Source organism: Phenylobacterium sp., assembly GCF_030646615.1.
Lineage (GTDB): Bacteria > Pseudomonadota > Alphaproteobacteria > Caulobacterales > Caulobacteraceae > Phenylobacterium.
Genome location: NZ_JAUSLG010000095.1, coordinates 29,500 through 46,974, shown reverse-complemented (window position 1 = coordinate 46,974; position 17,475 = coordinate 29,500). Strand labels below are relative to the sequence as shown.

The window sequence follows — 17,475 nt, the reverse complement described above, 5'->3', positions numbered from 1 at the left end:
TGGCGGCGCCGGACGCTGCGCTCACGGTCAGCCCTCCATCCTGAGAAGCACGGTGGCGGCCATGGCGGCGAACACCGCCGGCGCGGTCCAGGCGGCCAGCACAGGCGCCAGGGCGCCGCCTTCGCCCAAGGCGGTCAGCAGGCCGTCGAGCACCAGGAAGGTCAACCCGGCGGCCAGGGCGGCGGCCGACAGCACGGCGCCTTGGGTCGTGCGGAAGTTGGCCAAGGCCACGGGGGCGGCCAGCAGCAGCATCACCAGCACGGCCATGGGCTCGGCCAGGGTCCGATGGACCCGGACGGCGTAATAGCTCTCCGGCCGCTCGGAGCCGACGCCGCCCAGGGCGCGGCGAGCGATGGCGCCGCTGGTAGCCTGGTCGCTGAAGAGCAGGGCGCGGACATCGGCGGGCCGAAGGGGGGTCGGCCAGATCAGCGCCTCGGCCGTGGAGGCCATGGCCTCGCCCTCGGTGAAGCGCGTGAGGCTGGGTTGGTCCAGACGCCAGCCCTCGGCGCCATAGGTGGCCATCGGCGCCGCGATCCGCTCGCTGACCTGGCCTTGGCCATCGCGGCGGTAGATGCGCACCTCGTCCAGGCGGTTTCCCTGCTCGTCGCTGGCCCGGGCCACCACCAGCTCGTCGCCGGACCGGAAGGCCTGAAGGCCAGGCTCGGCCCGGTCGGCCTCGGCCGCGGTGGCCCGCCACCAGTTGGCTAGGGCGAGGTCGGTGCGCGGCGCGACGACCTCCAGCACCATCAGGTCGACCACCAGGACGCCGAGGCCGGCGACGGCCGAGACGGCCAGCAACCGATAAACCGAGACCCCGGCGGCGCGCATGGCCGTGACCGCCTGCTCGCGGGCCAGCTGGCCGAAGGCGAAGAGCGCCCCAGCCAGGACGGCGAGCGGCGCGGCCTGCTCCAGCATCCGCGGGAGGCGCAGCAGGGCATGATAGGCGACGCCGCCCAGGCCCAGGCCGCGTTCAAGGATTTCCGGCGTGGCGTCGAGCAACTCCAGCACCTGCAGGATGCCCAGCAGGATGGCGGCGGCGGCCAGGATGCGCGTCCCGACAATCGACAGGATGTAGCCGTAGAGCTTCACGAGGCCTGAACCCGCGCGTCCCGCGCGGCCATCGCCCGGGTGATCCGGTCGCCGGCCGTCCCGATCAGCCGGCTGATGGGCGTCTCGCCCGGCCTGTTCCGGCTGCCCATGAACATCCAGAGGCCAAAGCCGGTGAAGAGGGTGAAGGGCGTCCAGATCCCGAAGAAGGCCGGGACGACCCCGCTCTCGGCGAGCGACTGGCCAAGCTGCAGGGCGTGCTGGAAGGCCAGCAGCAGAATACCGGCGAAGACCAGGCCCGGCGTGCGACGCCCCCGCTTGGTCGCAAGCCCGAGGGGGAAGGCGATCAGCGGCAGGAAGGGCAGGAAGGCGGCCCGGGCCAGCCGGCCATAGAGCTCCGACAGCAGGGTGCTGCGGGGCAGGACGCTGTCGCCGGACCCCGCCAGGCTGGCCAGCTCGCCGAGAGTCAGTTCGCGCTCGTCGCCGCCGCGGGCGCGCAGCAGCTCGGTGGCGCCGGCCAGGGGGGCGGTGGTTTTGAAGCTGTCGAAATCCAGGATGTCATAGACCCCGTCGGCCCCCTCTAGGATGCGCCGGCCATTCTGGAGGTTGAGGGTCACATTCAGTCGGTCCTGGGACACCTGCAGGTCGGCCGTGGTGGCGGTGATCACCTCCTCGCGGCCCGCGGGCGTCAGGCGGCGGATGAACAGCCCCTCCAGCCGCTGGCCCTGGGGGTCGGCCCGGTCAGCGGTCATGATCAGGCGATCCTCCGTGACAAAGGCGCCGGCCTGCAGTTCGCCGTTCCAGCCGGCGTTGGCCGCAGCGTGCATTACCGCCCGATAGGCGTAGCGGCTGTAGGGCTGCATGTACCCGAACACGATGAGGCTGACCAAGGTGAGCGCCAGGCCCAGACAGATGAAGGGCGTCGCCAGGCGGGGCAGGGACACGCCGCTGGCCAGCAGGGCGTCGATCTCCGAGCCGTCGCTCAGCCGGGTGATGACGATGAACAGGGCGACGAAGAAGGCCACCGGCAGGGCCAGACCGAAATAGTGGGGCACCAGCTGACCAGTGAGCTGGACGACGAAGCCGAAGCGATCACTGCTCTGGGCCAGCAGGTCGAGCAGACGAAGGGCCCGTTCCAGCAGGAGGGCGATCAGGGTCACCGCCAGGCAGCCCAGCATCGGACCCGCCGTCAGCCGTAGGACGTAGCGGTCCAGCAAGGGCAGACCAAAGGTGAAGGCAGGCTTGGGCGTCAGGACCGTGGTCACGCCGTGCGCCACTGGCTCCGCCAGGCCTCGGCGAGCGCGCGGAGGTGTTCGGGGCTCAAGGCGACAGCGGCGGCGAGGTCGGGCTGGCCCGGCCAACCGGCGTCCCGGAAGGTTTCGCCCCCATGTTCGCGGGCGCCCTCATAGCGGGGAATCACATGGAAATGGACGTCGGGATCGACCATCATGAGCATCAGATAGTTTATCTTGGCATAGTCCACCGCCTGGCGCAGAAGACGCTCAATCCCGCCGACCGCGACCTGAAGATCTTGGAAAGCCTGGCCGCTCAGATCGGAAAACGCCCGGGCGGGCTCCTTGCACACAAGGACGAGAGACCCAAATGTAGGCTGCTTGGGGCGCACAAGAACCAGCCAGTGGGCAGTCTCACCCACCATCGAGTGGGGATAGCCAAAGTTCACCGCGGTCGCATTGCTCATGAAGCACCCTGCTCATCGGGCGCCATCCGCCGTCGGCGCAACATAGGGGGTCGTCAAAGCCCATGAAAGTCCGAACCGGCCTTGCGGGCCTCACCTTCGCCATGGCGCTCGGCATCGCCGGGCCAGGCCTTGCGGCCGATCAGTGCGTCGGCCCTGAGGGGCCTCACAAGATCTCGGTGGTGGTCACCGGGGTGGCCCCGATCCAGGGGGAAGTGGCGGTCACCCTCTATCCGGACAACGCCCGCCGGTTCCTGGCCCCAAAGGGCAAGCTGCTGCGGGCGCGGGTGAAGGCGACGCCGCGGGTGACCGAGGTCTGCTTCTGGGTTCCTGAGCCCGCCTACTACGCCATCGCCATCTATCACGACGCCAACGTCGACCACGATTTCAACCGAACCATCGTCGGCATGCCGGCGGAAGGCTTCGGGTTCTCCAACAACGCGCCGACCCGCGTGGGCCTGCCGTCGTTCGAGAGCGTTCGGTTCCGCGCCGGGGCAGGGACCACGCAGGTCCCCATCTCCATGCGATACCAGCGCTAGGCGACCAGGCGATAGCGCCCCAGCGTTTCGAATGCGCCCGTCAAGGCAGAAAGCCCCCTGGCCGTGATCCAGACCTGGCGGTCATCGCCGTCCGAGCCGATCTCTATCTCATGCCAACGGGCAGGCGGATGGCGCCCGCCCGGCGTGGCCGAGGCTGACGGGACGCCCAGGACCGGCACAAGACCCGTTGAACCGGGCAAGCCCCCGAGCGCCGCCTCATGGGCATGGCCATGCAGGATGAGATCAGCGCCGTGGGCGGCCAGGATCGCCCGGAACCCTTCCCCGTCCTCCAGGGACTTGCGGGGGGAAACCACCCCCACAACCGGCGGATGGTGCAGCATGATCAGGCGAAAGAGGCCGCGGTCGGCAAGATCAGGCAGCAGCTGGGCCAACTGCGCCAGTTGAGCTTCCCCAAGCTCGCCAGTGGCCAGCCACGGCGCGGTCGGGACCGCGCTGCAGAGATTGATGATGGCCACATGCCTGCGGATTCGAACGTGGGGAAAGGCCGACGCCTGATCATCGGCCAGCCAGGGCCGCCAGGGCGCGAACCCATCCGCCTCGGGGCGGCCGACCAGGGCGTCGTGATTGCCGGGACTGACCGTGACATGGGCCGGCGCCCCCAGGCCGCTCAGCCAGGCCTGGGCCCCGGCGATTTCCCGGGCTGTGGAGAAATTGGTCAGGTCGCCGGTGATGGCGATGTGGTCCGGCGTCCGGGCGCCTATATCGGCCACCAGGGCGTCGAGCACGGCCTTGTCGTGCTGACCACCCTTTCGGCGCCAGGCCATCGCGCTGAGCGCCCGCTTGGAGACGAGGTCCCTCAGGCCGAGCGATCTCTCAGGCGGCGGCAGGTGCGGGTCGGAGATATGGGCCAGTCGAAACGGCGGCACGGGCGAAGGTTTCTGGTCAGGGTGGGGCGAAGCTCGCTATCACGTCCTTACAGGCGCAAGGCGGTTGGTGGAATTGACGAATACTGACGAACAGGCCCGGCCGACGGCGCGGGTGATCGGTGACGGCGAAGCCCGCATCTGGGGCATGAGCGCGGCCGAACGGCTGCATCGGACCTTCCGGCGTCTTGGCCTGGACGAAGGGGCGGCTACCGTCGGCGGCCTGGTGGCGGCGGACGCCCGCTATGTGTTCGACGAGTCCCTCATCCGGGCCCTGGCTCAGCATCCGGGCGTGGTCCTGGTGGACGAGGACGGAACACCGACCGCCATCCACGCCCAGGGCGTGGCCGCCGAGCGGCTGGCGCAGGGGGCGCCCCTGAGCGGTGTCGCCAGCACCCATCGCGCGATGACCGCCCAGGACCTGGGCTCGGCCTATAATAGCGAACTGCGCAAGCGCGAGCCGCCGATCCTGCGCCGCCTGACCCCCGGCGACGTGCGCGCCGTGGAACGGCGCCTGTTCCAGGGGTCGTACAAGGGCGTCACCGACCTGGTGACCAAATATGTCTGGCCGGCGCCGGCCCGGGTCGTCACCCGCTGGTGCGCCCTGGCCGGGATCACCCCCAATCAGGTCACCTTCACCAGCTTCCTGCTCGTGCTGCTGGCCTTCGGCCTGTTCTGGACCGGCCATTTCGGCTGGGGCCTGGCGGCCGCCTGGGGGATGACCTTCCTCGACACGGTGGACGGCAAACTCGCCCGGGTGACGCTGACCTCATCCCGGTGGGGCAATGTCTTCGATCACAGCATCGACCTGATCCATCCGCCCTTCTGGTGGTGGGCCTGGCTGGTGGGGGTGCAGGCCAGCAGCCAGCCGGTGGGCGCGCCGACCCTGGTCCTGACCGTGATCTTCGTCGGCTATATCGTTCAGCGCATGCTGGAGGGCGCCTTCCTCGCCGCGTTCAAGGTGGAGATGCACGCCTGGCGACCCTTCGACAGCTTCTTCCGGCTGATCACCGCGCGGCGCAATCCGAACCTCCTGCTGCTGACGCCCGCGGCCCTTCTGGGTCGACCCGATATCGGTCTGATCCTGGTGGCCATCTGGACGGCCCTGTCGCTCGGCGTCCACCTCGTCCAGATGGTCCAGGGGCTGCTGGCCCCCAGGGGCCAGGTCACCTCGTGGCTCTCGAATTGACGAGGGTCGGAGTGATCCGCAATCCGCGGAGCCACGCCAATCGCGGCGAGGCGGGGGCGCCGCCGGATGGGGTTCTCTGGGGCGAGCCGGACACGCCTGCGGCCCTGGCCAGCGAGCTGCGTCGGTTCGCCCAGGCCGGGGTCGAGCTGGTGGTGGTGGACGGGGGTGACGGCACCCTGCGCGAGGTCCTGAGCGCCCTGCCGACCGCCTTCGCCGGCGCCGCGCCCATCCTGGCGGTCCTGCCCTCGGGAAAGACCAATGTCCTGGCCCTCGACCTGGGCGTCCGGCCCGGCTGGACCCTGGACGCCGCCCTGCAGCGGGCCGCCCGCGAGCCAATGAGCCTGAAGACCCGGCGCCCCCTGACGCTGACCTGGGCGGGCGGCGAGCAGGCCGACCTGTCGGGGTTCATCTTCGGCCTGGGCGCCTTTGTCCGCGCCACCCAGATGTCGCACGCGGTCCACCGGATGGGGGCGTTCCACAGCCTGGCCGTGGCCTTGACGGTCATCGGCGCGGCCTTCGGCGCGCTGTTCGGCCGCGACGGCGACGGCTGGCGCCAGGGCGTGCGCGCGGGCCTCGCCATCGATGGGGGCGAGGCGACGGTCGCCGCCCGTTTCGTGGTGCTGGCCACCTCGCTCAAGCGCCTGCCCCTTGGCCTTCGCCCCTTCGGTCCCCCACGGGAGGGGATGAAGGTGCTTGAGGTCTCGGCCCCCCCCAGGCGGCTGGCCCTGGCCTTGCCGGCGGTGTTGCTAGGGCGCGCCGAGACCTGGCTTCGGCGCCATGGCTATCGGCGGACCCTGGCCGAGGGTCTGTTCGTCTCCAGCCCCCAGCCCGTGGTGGTTGACGGCGAGGTCTTCCCGGGCGGCGAGATCACGATCGCGTTGGGCCCCCCCGTGCGATTCCTCGCGCCATGATGGACGCCCTCCAGACCCTGGTCGCCCAGGACCTCACCCGCGCCGCCCCGTCGCCCGGTCTGGCCATGGGCCGGGCGCTGGCAAGCCGCTTTGAGGGCGCAGCCGGCGTGCTGTTCTACGGATCGGTGCTGCGCACGGGCGATCTCGACGGAGTGATGGACTTCTATGTCCTGACCCATGGGCCGCGCCCCGGCTGGCGGGGCCTGGCGGGCCGCGTCCTCTGGCCCGATGTGAGCTATCACGAGCTGGTCATCGACGGACGCATCCTGCGCGCCAAGGTGGCGACCATGACCCTGGCTCAATTCCGCTCCGCGGTGACGGGACGGCGGATCGATACGACCATCTGGACGCGCTTCGTCCAGCCTTCGGCCCTGGTCTGGTCTTCGGGGGCGGACGCCGCCGCCGACATCGCTCGGGCTGTCGCCACGGCCGCCGGCACGGCCACCCGGTTCGCCGCCGCCCTGGGTCCGCAGGAGGGCGAGGCGCTCGACTATTGGCGCGCGCTGTTCCGCCAGACCTATGCGGCGGAGTTCCGCGTCGAGGCGCGCGGGCGGGAGAATGACATCCTGGGCGCCGATCCAGACCGCTATGAGCGGCTTTTGCTCGCCGCCTGGCGGGCGCAGGGCCTGACGATCGAGGCCACGGCCCAAGGGACGGTGCGGCTCGTGCTGGGCGGGCATGAAAGAGGGCGACTCCTGGCGGCCTGGCGACTCCGGCGCACCCTCGGAAAGCCCCTCAATCTGGCGCGTCTCGCCAAGGCGGCCTTCACCTTCGAGGGCGCCGCCCGTTACGCCGCCTGGAAGATCGAGCGCCACACCGGACTGCGGGTGCCGCTGACGCCGTGGCGGGAAAGGCACCCTATCCTGGCCTCGCCCGGCGTGTTCTGGCGCCTGTGGAAGGCCCGCCGGGCGCAGGCCGCAGGGGGCGGCTAGGGTGCGTCAGGCTCTAGCCGACGGCCCGCTTGGGTTCGCCGTCCAGCACGCCCAGCTCGCGGGCCACCTTGGCCATCACGGCGATGACCTGATCCAGCTGTTCGATGCTGTGGGCCGCGCTGACGCTTGAACGGAGTAGGGGGCGGTTGTCGGGCGTCGCCGGGGGCAGGGCGAGATTGAGATAGACCCCGTTCTGCAGCAACAGGTTCCACATGGCCGCGGCGACCTCCTGGTCGGGCATGGTCACCGCGACGATCGGGCTGCAGGTCGGGCCCGTCGCCAGCCCCAGCGCCGTGAGCCCGTCATAGAGGTGCTGGGCGTTGGCGTGCAGCTTGTGGCGCAGGTCCGGCGCCGCCTGGACACGGCGCAAAGCCTCCAGGGTCGAGGCGATCACCGCCGGCGGCAGGGAGGCGGTGAACATGTAGGGGCGGCAGACGATGCGCATGACATCGAAGTCCGCCATGTCGGAGACGCAGAAGCCGCCGACCGAACCCAGGCTCTTGGAGAAGGTGCCGACGATCACGTCCACATCGGCCTCCACCCCGGCCTCTTCGGCCAGCCCGCGACCGGTCGCCCCCAGGACGCCCATGGAATGGGCCTCGTCCACCAGCAGATAGGCGCCCATCTCGCGCTTCACCGCCGCGATCTCCCTCAGGGGCGCCACATCGCCGACCATGGAATAGATGCCCTCCACGACGATGAGCTTCTCTCCGGGCGTGTCCTGGAGGCGGCGCAGGCGCTTATAGAGGTCTTCGGGGTCGTTGTGCCGGAAGCGGGTGACCTCGGCATGGCCCAGGCGCGCGCCGTCATAGATGCTGGCGTGGCTGTCGGCGTCCAGAAGCAGGTGGTCGCCGCGGCCGACCAGGGTCGAGAGCACGCCCAGATTGGCCTGATAGCCCGTGGTGAACACCATGGCGTGCTTGCGGCCGTAAAAGCCTTCCAGGGCGCGCTCCAAAGCCACATGGCCCTCATAGCTGCCGTTGGCGATGCGCGAGCCTGTCGTGCCGGTGCCGCGTTCGCGCACCGCACGAACGGACTCCTCGACGCAGGCCTCATCGAAGGTCAGGCCGAGATAGTTGTTGGTTCCCAAGAGGATGGTGGGGCGGCCGTCCACGATCCCCTCGGTGGGCGAGACCACCGCGTCGAAACGGACCCCGAACGGATCGGCCGCCGTATCACGAAGCGCCTTGTAGGCGTCTCTCGACGCCGCATGCCTATCGAGCAGAGCCATGCTCAAACCTTGTTCCGGATGTTGTCGATAAGCGCCGCGAGGTCGCCGACGGTTTGAACTTCGCTCAGGCGGTCGATGGGGATGGAGATATCGAAGCGGTCCTCGAGCTCCATCACGATGTTCATGAGGGCGAGGGAATCCACGGCGAGATCGCGCGAAATATCCGACGCCGCCGTCACGACGACCTCTCGCTCCAGCACCGCCTCAGCCGCCTTGCCCACCTCAAGCACGGTGGGATCTTTCACAAGTTGCATAGAGACCGACTCGCCCCCCTAGAACGATCGTCCGTTAACGCCGCATCTTTGGCGCAGTACGACACCGGCGTCAGCATCTGATCGCCTGCTGTAATGGGGGCTTTCGAAACCTGACCCCAGCGGCGCCATAGGCCTGAGCCGTATGTAAGAACCCGTCGGCGAGGTTGAAATGGGCCTGGGGAAGGTCAGCCATCTGCTCGTCGGGCGTCACCGACCAGTCCAGGTGCGTGATCTCCCGCAGCTTGCCGAAGGTCAGCATGGCCGGCGATCGGCGGGCGCCCAGGGCGCCAAGCCCCGCGGCCAGTGTCAGGGCGCCGTTGGGAATGCGCTGATACCTGGGCCGTCGGCCAAAGGCGTCGGCCGCCGTCTGGAACACCTCGCGCCAGCCATAGCCTTCGGGGCGCTGGTCGGACAGGGTGACGACCCGGCCGCACGCCGTCCTCGCAAGGGCGGCGATCTGCCGCGCGGCGTCCTCGACATGCATCATGGCCATCCGGGCCCTGGGGTCGAGAACCGGCAGGATCGGGCTTCCCGCCGCCATCCGGAAGAGGGGCAGGGTCTCGAGGTCCCCTGGGCCGTAGAGGGCGGGCGGGCGCACGATGGTCAGGCGGTCGCCCAGCACCTCCTGCGCCGCCATCTCACCGGCCCGCTTGCTGGCGGCGTAGTCCGACAGCCCCGGCTCCCGCGCGGCCAGGCTGGAGATCAGCAGCAGGGCGCCCTGCGCGCGCTCGGCCACCCGGCGGGCGCCCTGCGCATTGACGGCGAAGAACGCCTCCCGGCTGCGCGCCTTGATCAGGCCGGCCCCATGAACGATCACATCGGCGCCCGCGCAGGCCCGTTGGAGGGCCCGGTCGTCGCCAAGGTCGCCGGGAACGACCTCGATCTCCAGGGCGCGCCACAGCGGATGGGTCACATCGCGGCGCGCCAGCACCCTGATGCGCCAGCCTTCCGCGGCCAGCGCTGGGATGAGGTGGCGGCCGAGAAATCCCGTCGCGCCGGTGACGGTGATGAGGCCCCGCGACACCCTAGGCGGGCTCGGCTTCGGCGAGGCCGGCGAGATACTCAGCCTTGGCCCGGGAACGACTGAGCTTGCCTGACGAGGTCTGCGGCAGGGCGTGGCCCCCCACGAGATTCACCTGCGCCTCAACGCCGTGCCGGCGCCTGAGCAGATCGGTGATCTCCACGGCCAGCTTCTGGCGCGCTTCGCCGTCGCTGCTGCGGGTCTGGACCAGGACGATCACCGCCTCTTCGCCGTCGGCGGGGACGGAGAAGGCGGCGACATCGCCGCTGCGCAGGCCGGCGATCTCGGCTTCGGCGGTCCATTCCAGGTCCTGCGGCCAGATGTTGCGGCCGTTGAGGATGATCAGGTCCTTGCTGCGGCCGGTCAGGACGATCTCGCCCTCCGACAGATAGCCGACATCGCCGGTGTCGAGCCAACCATCGGCCGCCAGGGCGCGCGCGGTGGATTCGGGGTCCTGGAAGTAGCCGCTCATGAGGCTGGGCCCGCGGGCGAAGACCCGTCCCGCCCGACGCTCCGGCAGGACCTCGCCCCGCTCGCCGCGGACCTGGAGTTCGTAGCCGGGCAGGGGCGGCCCGCAGCGGGCGAACGCCCGCGCCCGGGCCGCAGGCGCCCCCGAGACCGCCACACCTTCCCGTTCCAGCCGGTCCACATCCAGCCGCTCGGTCACCAGCCCCTTGCCCAGGGGCGCCATGGTCAGGGCCAGCGTCGCCTCGGCCATGCCATAGCTGGCCACAAAGGCCCGGGGGTCAAAGCCCGCCGCCGAGAAGCGCGCGGCGAAATCCCACAGGGGTTTGGTGCGAACCATGTCGCCGCCCAGGCCGGCGATCCGCCAGCGCGACAGGTCATAGGCCTCGAGGCTGGCGTTCTCAGCCCGCCGCGCACAGAGCTCATAGCCGAAGGTGGGGCTGTAGGAGATGGTCGAGCCGTTCCTGCCCATCAGATCGAGCCAGAGCAGCGGGCGACGGACGAAGGCGCCGGTGGGCATCAGATCCGCCGACATCTGGGCGGTGAGCGGGCTCAGCAGGAAGCCGACCAGGCCCATGTCGTGATAGAGCGGCAGCCAGGAAAACGCCCGGTCCTCAGCCTGCACCTGAAGCCCGTCCCGGGTGATCGCCAGGGCGTTGGCCATCAGCGCCCGATGGGTGACCAGGACGCCGGTGGGGAAGCGCGTGCTGCCGGAAGAGAACTGGAGATAGCAGGGACTGTCCGGCCCGATCTCGGGCAGGGTTTGGCCGCGGGGCTCCGGCAGATCGGCGAGCGCGCCGGCGAATCTCAGAGGCTGAACCGCGGCGATGTCGCTCACCCAGGCGGCCATGGCCGGCGGTCCGAGCAGGGCGTCCGCGGCCGCGGCGTCCAGCATCCTCGCCATCTGCTCGATATAGTTGGCCCGCCCGCCAAGGGGCGCAGGCAGGGGCAGGGGCGCCGGGACCAGGCCGGCATACTGGCAGGCGAAGAAGGCGCGGGCGAAGTCGCCATCGGTCTCGGCGATCAGGCCCACCCGGTCGCCGGGCGCCAAGCCGGTAGCCAGGAGCCGGCCGGCCAGGTCGCGCGCTGCGGCGCGAAGGTCGCCATAGGGTAGGGCTTCCACCAGCTCCCCGCGCAGGCCGTGGAAATTCAGACCGGTCTCGCCCTGGGCGGCGTAGTCCAACGCCTCGATCAGGCTGGGAAAATCGGCGCGGCGGAGGGAGCGCCCGGGCGAAGTCGGGGTGATCATCGCCCTGGCTTTGGCCCGGTTCCGTGGGGTCGGCAAGAATTTCTTATAGAAATTTTATGTCGGAACGGCGACTGCCTGCAATCTGCCGCAGGCGCACCAGCATGCCCGCCGCCATGGCCAGGGTCGCGCCCACCAGGGCCGCGCCGGCGCCGGGCAGACCATAGGTCCCAATCGCAAACGGCAGGACGGCGAGAAAGGCCACGGCGGCGGTCAGGCGCACCCAGACCACCACGCCCGGCCGGCCCAGGGACACCAGCATCGGCTCCAGCGGCAGGGCCCAGACTCCGATAACCGCTGCGCCCAACTGCCAGATCATGGTGGATCGGGCGGCGGCGAACTCGGCGCCCAGCACCAGGGCCAGCAGGGCTTCGCCAGCGAAGACCGCCACGAGCAACAGCAGGGTCGCGGCTGCGCCGCCCAGAAGTCCGACCCGAAGGGCCAATTGTCCCATGGCGCCGGCTCGGCCCGAGGCGTGCAGCTTGGCGAGCTCGGGATAGAGGGCCGGGATCAGCAGGCGGGCGGGCTTGGCCAGGGCGTCGGCGATCTGCCGGGCGACGCGCCAGAGGCCGGCGTCGGCCGCCCCGGCCAGGGCGCCTACGCTCAGGGTGGCCACGTGGGTGAAGGCCACGTCGACGCTGCTCGAGGCGTTGGTGGCCCAGGCGAATCGCCAGGCCTTGGGCAGACCGGCGGTGAGGGGGCCGGTCCAGGAAAACCCGGTCCACAGGCCGCGACGGCGCATCTCCAGAGCGGCCGCCGCCGCCACATAGGCGAAGGCCGCCAGGGAGCCCAGCGCCCAGGTCGCCAGGAAGAAGACCAGCGGCGCGTCGATCGCCATGCCAAGGGCGCCGCCGGCCAGGCGGACGGCCGAGCTGATGGCGCCTTGGGCGGCGAGCAGGCCGAAGCGATCGAACAGGCGGAGCAGGCCCACCTGGGCGGTGGGCGCCAGGACGGCGACGCTGAGCGCGTAGACCGCCGCTTCCCCCCGGGCCGCTTCCGGCAGGCCGAGGGCGGGCCCGAACAGCCAGGCGCCCGCCGCCCCGACGCAGACCCCGAAGGCGACGCTGATCAGGTCGAGCACCAACCCGAACCGGACCACCTGCTGGAAATCCTCGCGGCGACCCTCGGCCAGGGGGGCGGCGCCGAAATGCAGGATGGTCTGCCAGGCCTGGAACTTGGCCACGTCGCTGACGAACTGGGCGAAGGTGTTGATCAGGACCAGGACGCCGAAGGCGCCGATCCCCAGGGACCGGGCCGCCAGGGCCATATAGCCGAGGCTGAGCACGGCGTTGACCGCCCGCCCGCCCAGCAGGACCCCGGTATTGGCGAGGACCCGGCGCAGAACGCCGTCCCGGGGCGGCTCAGCGATCATGTCGCCGCCAGCCCCGGATCCAGCAGGCGGGCGATGGCCTCGGCGGCCCGCTCGGACGAGGGGCGGGACTGGATGTCGAAGCTGGCGGCGAAGCCCGCCTGCTGCTGCACCAGATAGGCGCCGTGGCTGGCGAAGGCCTCGTCGACCTGATCGATCAGGCCTTCGGGGCTGTCGAGGACGGGGCCGTAGGTCCAGTGCAGATAGTTTTCGTCGCCCCGCCAATCGACGCCGTGAGCGTTCAGGAACAACGCCGGTCGGGGCGCGCGCAGGAACTCGTAGATCTGGCTGGAGACGTCGCCCAGATAGAGGTCGGCGCAGCGGGTGTAGGTCATGTCGATGGCGGCCGGCCCGCCCAGGTCGATGTGGATGCCCGGATGGCCGGCGAAGGGGGCGACCGCCTCGCGCTCGGCGGCCGGGGCCTCGTCGAACAGACGGATATGGGGGGCGAAGATCAGGTTGTAGCGGTCATTGGCGGCGAACTGCTCCAGCACCCGCCGGCCGAAGCGGGGCCAGGAGCTGAGCCGCGGGTCGAAATGGGGATTGTAGACCACCACCGGCCGGTCATCGGCGAAGGGCTTGAGCGGCTGGGGCGTCAGGGCCTCGACCATGTCGAACTTGGGATAGCCGACCATGGCGCAGGCCTCGGGCCGCACCAGGCCGCCTTGCACCATCCGGTCGCGCTGCTTGGGGCCGGCGGCCATGACCAGGTCGAACAGGCGCAGGCGCGGCTCGAACGGGCCGCCGCGGTCGCCGGCGCCGTGCTGGGTGTAGACGAGCTTGGGACCGGTCACGCCCAGGCGACGGATCAGGGCGGTGGTCCGCTCGGGCGTCACCACCGCGCCATAGCCGGCGAAGCGGCCGAGATTGGCGACCAGCATGGCGGCCTTGGGCGGCGTCGTGGCGCCCCTCAGCCGGATCTTCCGCAGCCAGGCCGGCCCGAGAAGCACGGTCTTGACCGGCGCGCCGCCGAGCCTGGCCAAGGCGTCTTCGATATAGTCCAACTGCGCCTGGGAGGTGGCCGCCAGGTGCGCCTCGAACTGCGGCCAGCCGCGCGCCAGGGCCACGGCGATGGGCAGGCTGTGCAGGATCTGGTGGGTCTGGGCGATATAGAGGAAGCAGACCTTGGTGGGCGGTTCGCAGGCAACCATCGCCTAGGCCCTTGGCCTGGTCCGGCCCGCCTGGCCGTGGGGCCGGCTCATTGCGGCGCCTCCAGGCGCCCGCGAACCCCGCCCTTGAGGATGATGCGGTCGCCGTCCTCGTCGGTGGAAAAGGACTCGGCCTCCACCTGCCGCGGGCCGGCCTGGACCCGCAGACCCTTCTGGCCGCTGATGGCGCCGGTGCGGGTGTCGATCACCGCCTCCTGGGCCGACAGCTGGGTCCGGGCGCCGGTGTCGATCTTCACCTCGCCGGTCAGACGCAGGGTGTGGGCCGCCTCGTCATAGACCCCGGCCAGGGCGGTCATCCTCTGGGTCCGCTCGCCGTCCTGCAGGGTGAGGACCGGGGCGGCGATCTGGATCTGGTTCAGGTCCGCCTCGTTGCGTATGCCGCTCTCGCCGGTGATGGCGAAGCGGCGACCGTCCGGCGCGCGGCCGGAGAACCGCGGGCTCAGCATCCTGGCGGCCTCGGCCTCGCCCGCCTCCGGCGCCGAACGGGAGATCCCGCCGACCACCACCTGCAACAGGCAGATCAGCAGCAGGGCGATGGCGGCGATCGGCAGGATGCGGCGCAGGCGTCGGACCTGCGCCAGCCGGTGGGCCCGGCGGTCGGCATCGGTCATCAGCTTTGCGGCGCCCATCGCCATGGCCGTGCTCGCTCCTCGCCCGCAAATGGGCGCTGGGGCGGGGTTAACATGCCTTACGCCGTTTGACTTCCGGCCAGTGGGGGTTTTGCCTCTCCCCCATGACTCAGTCCCTGCCGACCAAGCTTCGCACCAATGTCCGCCTGCTGGGGCGCGTCCTCGGCGACGCCATCCGCACCCAGGACGGGGAGGCGGTGTTCCGGCAGATCGAGGACATCCGCCAGGCCTCGGTCGCCTTCCACCGGGAGGGCGCCGCCGAGGCCGGCCGGCTGATGGACGAGCGGCTGGCCAGGCTCAGCCCCGCCGAGACGGTGCGCTTCGCCCACTCCTTCGCCTGCTTCCTGCTGATCACCAATATCGCCGAGGACCAGATCCAACGCCGCCGGGGCCGGGACGGAGACGCGCGTCCCGACACCCTGGCCGGCGCCCTGCGCACCCTCCAGGCCGAGGGCGTGGGGGTGGACGAGGTGATGGAGCTCTTGGCCGGCGCCCTGGTGGCCCCGGTGATCACCGCCCATCCCAGCGAGGTGCGCCGCAAGAGCGTGCTCGACCGGCAGGCAGCCATCGCCAACATCCTCGACGCCATGGACGACACGGGGGACGACACGGAGAAAAGCGCACCGGGCCGGCCGATCCTCGACCGCGACCTGCTGCGGCAGGTGTCGATCCTCTGGCGCACCCGGCTGCTGCGGCGGGTCAAGCTGGGGGTGGAGGACGAGATCGAGACCTCGGTCTCCTATTTCGAGCGCAGCTTCCTCACTGAACTGCCCAGGCTCTATGAGCACTGGCTCGATGTCCTGGGCCATCCGGAGCGGCTGCCCTCCTTCCTGCGGGTCGGCTCCTGGGTCGGCGGCGATCGGGACGGCAATCCCAATGTCACCCAGGCGGTGATGCGCCGGGCCATGGCGCGGCAGTCCCGCGCGGCCCTTAGGCTCTATCTCGACCAGATCCATGCGCTCGGCGCCGAGCTCTCCATCAGCGGCGAGCCCGATTCCATCCCGCCGGCCCTGCTGACCCTGGCCGAGGCCTCGCCGGACGACTCAGCCCAGCGGGCCGACGAGCCCTATCGCCGGGCGCTGACCGGCATCTATGCAAGGCTGGCGGCCACCTATCCGCTGCTGACCGGGGAGGCGCCGGCGAGGCCCGCCGCCGGCCCCGCCGCCCCCTATGACGGCCCCGACGAGCTGAAGGCCGACCTCCAGGCGGTGCAGGACGCCCTGATCGCCAGCTATGGCGAGGCCTTTGCGCAAGGCGCGCTGCCGGACCTGATCCGCGGGGTGGAGATCTTCGGCTTCCACCTGGCCCGCCTGGACCTGCGCCAGAACTCCGCGGTCCATGCCCGGGTGGTGGCCGAACTGCTGAAGGGGGCCGGCGTCTGCCCCGACTATGAGGCCCTGGACGAGGACGCCCGCTGCGACCTGCTGCTGGCGGAGCTCGCCCATGGCCGGCTGCTGCACACCCCCTTCGCCGACTACAGCGAGGAGGCCAGGCGCGAATACGACATCCTGACCGCCGCGGCCGACCTGAAGCGCCGCTATGGCCGCGACGCCATCCGCGCCCACATCGTCTCCAACACCCAGTCGGTGTCCGACCTGCTGGAGGTCTATGTGCTGCTCAAGGAGGTGGGGCTCTATACGCCGGCGGCGGCGGGCGACGGGCCGGCCCACACCCAGGTCTTCGCCGAGCCCCTGTTCGAGACCATCGCCGACCTGCGCGCCGCGCCGGACATCATGCGCCGCTACCTTGGCCTGCCCCTGATCGCCGAGCTGGTGGCGCCGGTGGGCGTACAGGAGGTGATGATCGGCTATTCGGACTCCAACAAGGACGGCAGCTATCTCACCTCCACCTGGGAGCTGAACCAGGCCTCCATCGCGCTCGCCGAAGTGGCCCGCGAGGCCGGGGTGCGGCTGCAGCTGTTCCACGGCCGCGGCGGGGCGGTGGGCCGGGGCGGGGGCTCCAGCTTCGAGGCCCTGCTGGCCCAGCCGCCGGGCACCCTCGGCGGCCGCATCAGGGTGACCGAGCAGGGCGAGGTGGTGGCCAACAAGTACGCCGACCCCGAGATCGCCCGCCAGAGCCTGGAGACCCTGGCCGCCGGCACCATCCTGGCCTCCCTGCGCAGGCCCGCGCCCTCCGAACAGGCCGCCCCCCACGGCCAGGCCATGGACGCCATGGCCCGCGAAGCCATGGCCGCCTATCGCGCGCTGGTTTACGAGCGGCCGGGCTTCGTCGACTACTTCTTCGCCGCCACCCCGATCAGCGAGATCGCCGACCTGAACATCGGCAGCCGCCCGACCTCCCGCCAGGCCAAGCGCACCATCGAGGGCCTGCGGGCCATTCCGTGGGTGTTTTCCTGGGCCCAGTCGCGGGCCATGCTGCCAGGCTGGTACGGCTTCGGCTCGGCGGTGGCCAAGTCCGGCGTCTCCATCGCCCAGCTGCGCGAGCTGCAGGAGAGCTGGCCCTTCTTCTCCTCGATGACGGCCAATATGGAGATGGTGCTGGTCAAGGGCGACATGGCCATCGCCGCCCGCTACTCAGGCCTGATGGAGGACCGCGCCCTGGCCGACAGCGTCTTCGGCGACATCCGCGCCGAGTGGGACCGCACGACGGAGGCGGTCCTGGCCATCACCGGCCAGTCGGCCCTGCTGGACCACAACCCCGACCTCGCCGCCACCATCCGCTCACGCCTGCCCTATATCGACCCCCTGAACCACCTGCAGATCGAACTCCTCAGCCGCCTGCGCCGCGGCGAAGACACCGAAGCCGTCCACGACGGCATTCATCTGACCATCAATGGGATCGCGGCGGGGCTGCGGAATACGGGGTAGGGGGAGGTTGTGCGCCAATTGCTGACGTTGGCTTCCGGCCTGGAACGGACCTTTGACTCCCTGGC

General features: G+C 70.6%; 16 protein-coding genes. 5 read left to right on the top strand and 11 right to left on the bottom strand.

What is annotated here, in order from left to right; genetic code table 11:
• Window positions 1-27: 27 nt before the first annotated feature.
• Genes Q7S93_RS17000 through Q7S93_RS16990 form a run of 3 tightly spaced genes read right to left on the bottom strand, consistent with a single transcriptional unit; the run spans window position 28 to window position 2,746 of the window.
• A complete protein-coding gene (locus tag Q7S93_RS17000; RefSeq protein WP_304715457.1) occupies window positions 28-1,089 on the bottom strand; it encodes an LptF/LptG family permease in 1,062 nt (353 codons plus the stop codon).
• Window positions 1,086-2,300 (bottom strand): LptF/LptG family permease, encoded by a 1,215-nt coding sequence (locus tag Q7S93_RS16995; RefSeq protein WP_370652199.1) that lies wholly within the window; start codon window positions 2,298-2,300, stop codon window positions 1,086-1,088. The genes Q7S93_RS17000 and Q7S93_RS16995 overlap by 4 nt, the downstream gene beginning before the upstream one ends.
• A gap of 8 nt (window positions 2,301-2,308) precedes the next feature.
• A complete protein-coding gene (locus tag Q7S93_RS16990; protein ID WP_304715451.1) occupies window positions 2,309-2,746 on the bottom strand; it encodes an HIT family protein in 438 nt (145 codons plus the stop codon).
• A gap of 62 nt (window positions 2,747-2,808) precedes the next feature.
• Here Q7S93_RS16990 and Q7S93_RS16985 point away from each other — a divergent pair, with 62 nt between their 5' ends.
• Window positions 2,809-3,282: a DUF2141 domain-containing protein gene (locus Q7S93_RS16985; RefSeq protein ID WP_304715449.1), complete on the top strand. Its 474-nt coding sequence runs from the start codon at window positions 2,809-2,811 to the stop codon at window positions 3,280-3,282.
• On the opposite strand, the gene Q7S93_RS16980 is transcribed toward Q7S93_RS16985, so the two are convergent.
• Entirely contained in the window at window positions 3,279-4,169 is an 891-nt protein-coding gene (locus Q7S93_RS16980; RefSeq protein ID WP_304715444.1) for a metallophosphoesterase family protein, read from the bottom strand. The two genes, Q7S93_RS16985 and Q7S93_RS16980, sit on opposite strands and share 4 nt — an antisense overlap.
• A gap of 73 nt (window positions 4,170-4,242) precedes the next feature.
• On the opposite strand from Q7S93_RS16980, the gene Q7S93_RS16975 reads away from it, so the two are divergent.
• Genes Q7S93_RS16975 through Q7S93_RS16965 form a run of 3 tightly spaced genes read left to right on the top strand, consistent with a single transcriptional unit; the run spans window position 4,243 to window position 7,198 of the window.
• Entirely contained in the window at window positions 4,243-5,355 is a 1,113-nt protein-coding gene (locus Q7S93_RS16975) for a CDP-alcohol phosphatidyltransferase family protein (RefSeq protein WP_304715442.1), read from the top strand.
• Between the two features lie 11 nt (window positions 5,356-5,366).
• Window positions 5,367-6,266 (top strand): diacylglycerol/lipid kinase family protein, encoded by a 900-nt coding sequence (locus Q7S93_RS16970; protein ID WP_304715440.1) that lies wholly within the window; start codon window positions 5,367-5,369, stop codon window positions 6,264-6,266.
• Entirely contained in the window at window positions 6,263-7,198 is a 936-nt protein-coding gene (locus Q7S93_RS16965) for a hypothetical protein (protein ID WP_304715439.1), read from the top strand. The genes Q7S93_RS16970 and Q7S93_RS16965 overlap by 4 nt, the downstream gene beginning before the upstream one ends.
• 13 nt (window positions 7,199-7,211) lie before the next feature.
• On the opposite strand, the gene spt is transcribed toward Q7S93_RS16965, so the two are convergent.
• From spt to lptC, 7 genes are all read right to left on the bottom strand, one after another.
• Window positions 7,212-8,429 carry a serine palmitoyltransferase gene (gene spt, locus Q7S93_RS16960; protein ID WP_304715438.1) on the bottom strand — a complete coding sequence of 406 codons (1,218 nt, stop codon included), beginning with the start codon at window positions 8,427-8,429 and terminating at the stop codon, window positions 7,212-7,214.
• Window positions 8,430-8,431: 2 nt separating this feature from the next.
• On the bottom strand, window positions 8,432-8,683 hold the full coding sequence (locus Q7S93_RS16955; RefSeq protein ID WP_304715437.1) for an acyl carrier protein: 252 nt from the start codon (window positions 8,681-8,683) through the stop codon (window positions 8,432-8,434).
• Window positions 8,684-8,753: 70 nt separating this feature from the next.
• The gene (locus tag Q7S93_RS16950; RefSeq protein WP_304715436.1) at window positions 8,754-9,707 is read right to left on the bottom strand and encodes an NAD-dependent epimerase/dehydratase family protein; all 954 of its coding nucleotides are present in this window, start codon (window positions 9,705-9,707) and stop codon (window positions 8,754-8,756) included.
• Between the two features lies 1 nt (window position 9,708).
• Entirely contained in the window at window positions 9,709-11,418 is a 1,710-nt protein-coding gene (locus Q7S93_RS16945; RefSeq protein ID WP_304715434.1) for a fatty acyl-AMP ligase, read from the bottom strand.
• A 43-nt stretch (window positions 11,419-11,461) separates the two neighbouring features.
• Window positions 11,462-12,787 carry a lipopolysaccharide biosynthesis protein gene (locus tag Q7S93_RS16940; RefSeq protein WP_304715433.1) on the bottom strand — a complete coding sequence of 442 codons (1,326 nt, stop codon included), beginning with the start codon at window positions 12,785-12,787 and terminating at the stop codon, window positions 11,462-11,464.
• A complete protein-coding gene (locus tag Q7S93_RS16935) occupies window positions 12,784-13,935 on the bottom strand; it encodes a glycerophosphotransferase (RefSeq protein WP_304715431.1) in 1,152 nt (383 codons plus the stop codon). The genes Q7S93_RS16940 and Q7S93_RS16935 overlap by 4 nt, the downstream gene beginning before the upstream one ends.
• A gap of 47 nt (window positions 13,936-13,982) precedes the next feature.
• Window positions 13,983-14,588, bottom strand: coding sequence for an LPS export ABC transporter periplasmic protein LptC (gene lptC / locus Q7S93_RS16930; RefSeq protein WP_304715427.1), 606 nt, complete (start codon window positions 14,586-14,588; stop codon window positions 13,983-13,985).
• 98 nt (window positions 14,589-14,686) lie between these two features.
• Between lptC and ppc the strand changes: the two genes are divergently transcribed.
• Complete coding sequence (gene ppc, locus Q7S93_RS16925; protein ID WP_304715425.1) at window positions 14,687-17,410, top strand: phosphoenolpyruvate carboxylase; 2,724 nt, start codon at window positions 14,687-14,689, stop codon at window positions 17,408-17,410.
• The last annotated feature ends 65 nt before the right edge of the window (window positions 17,411-17,475 follow it).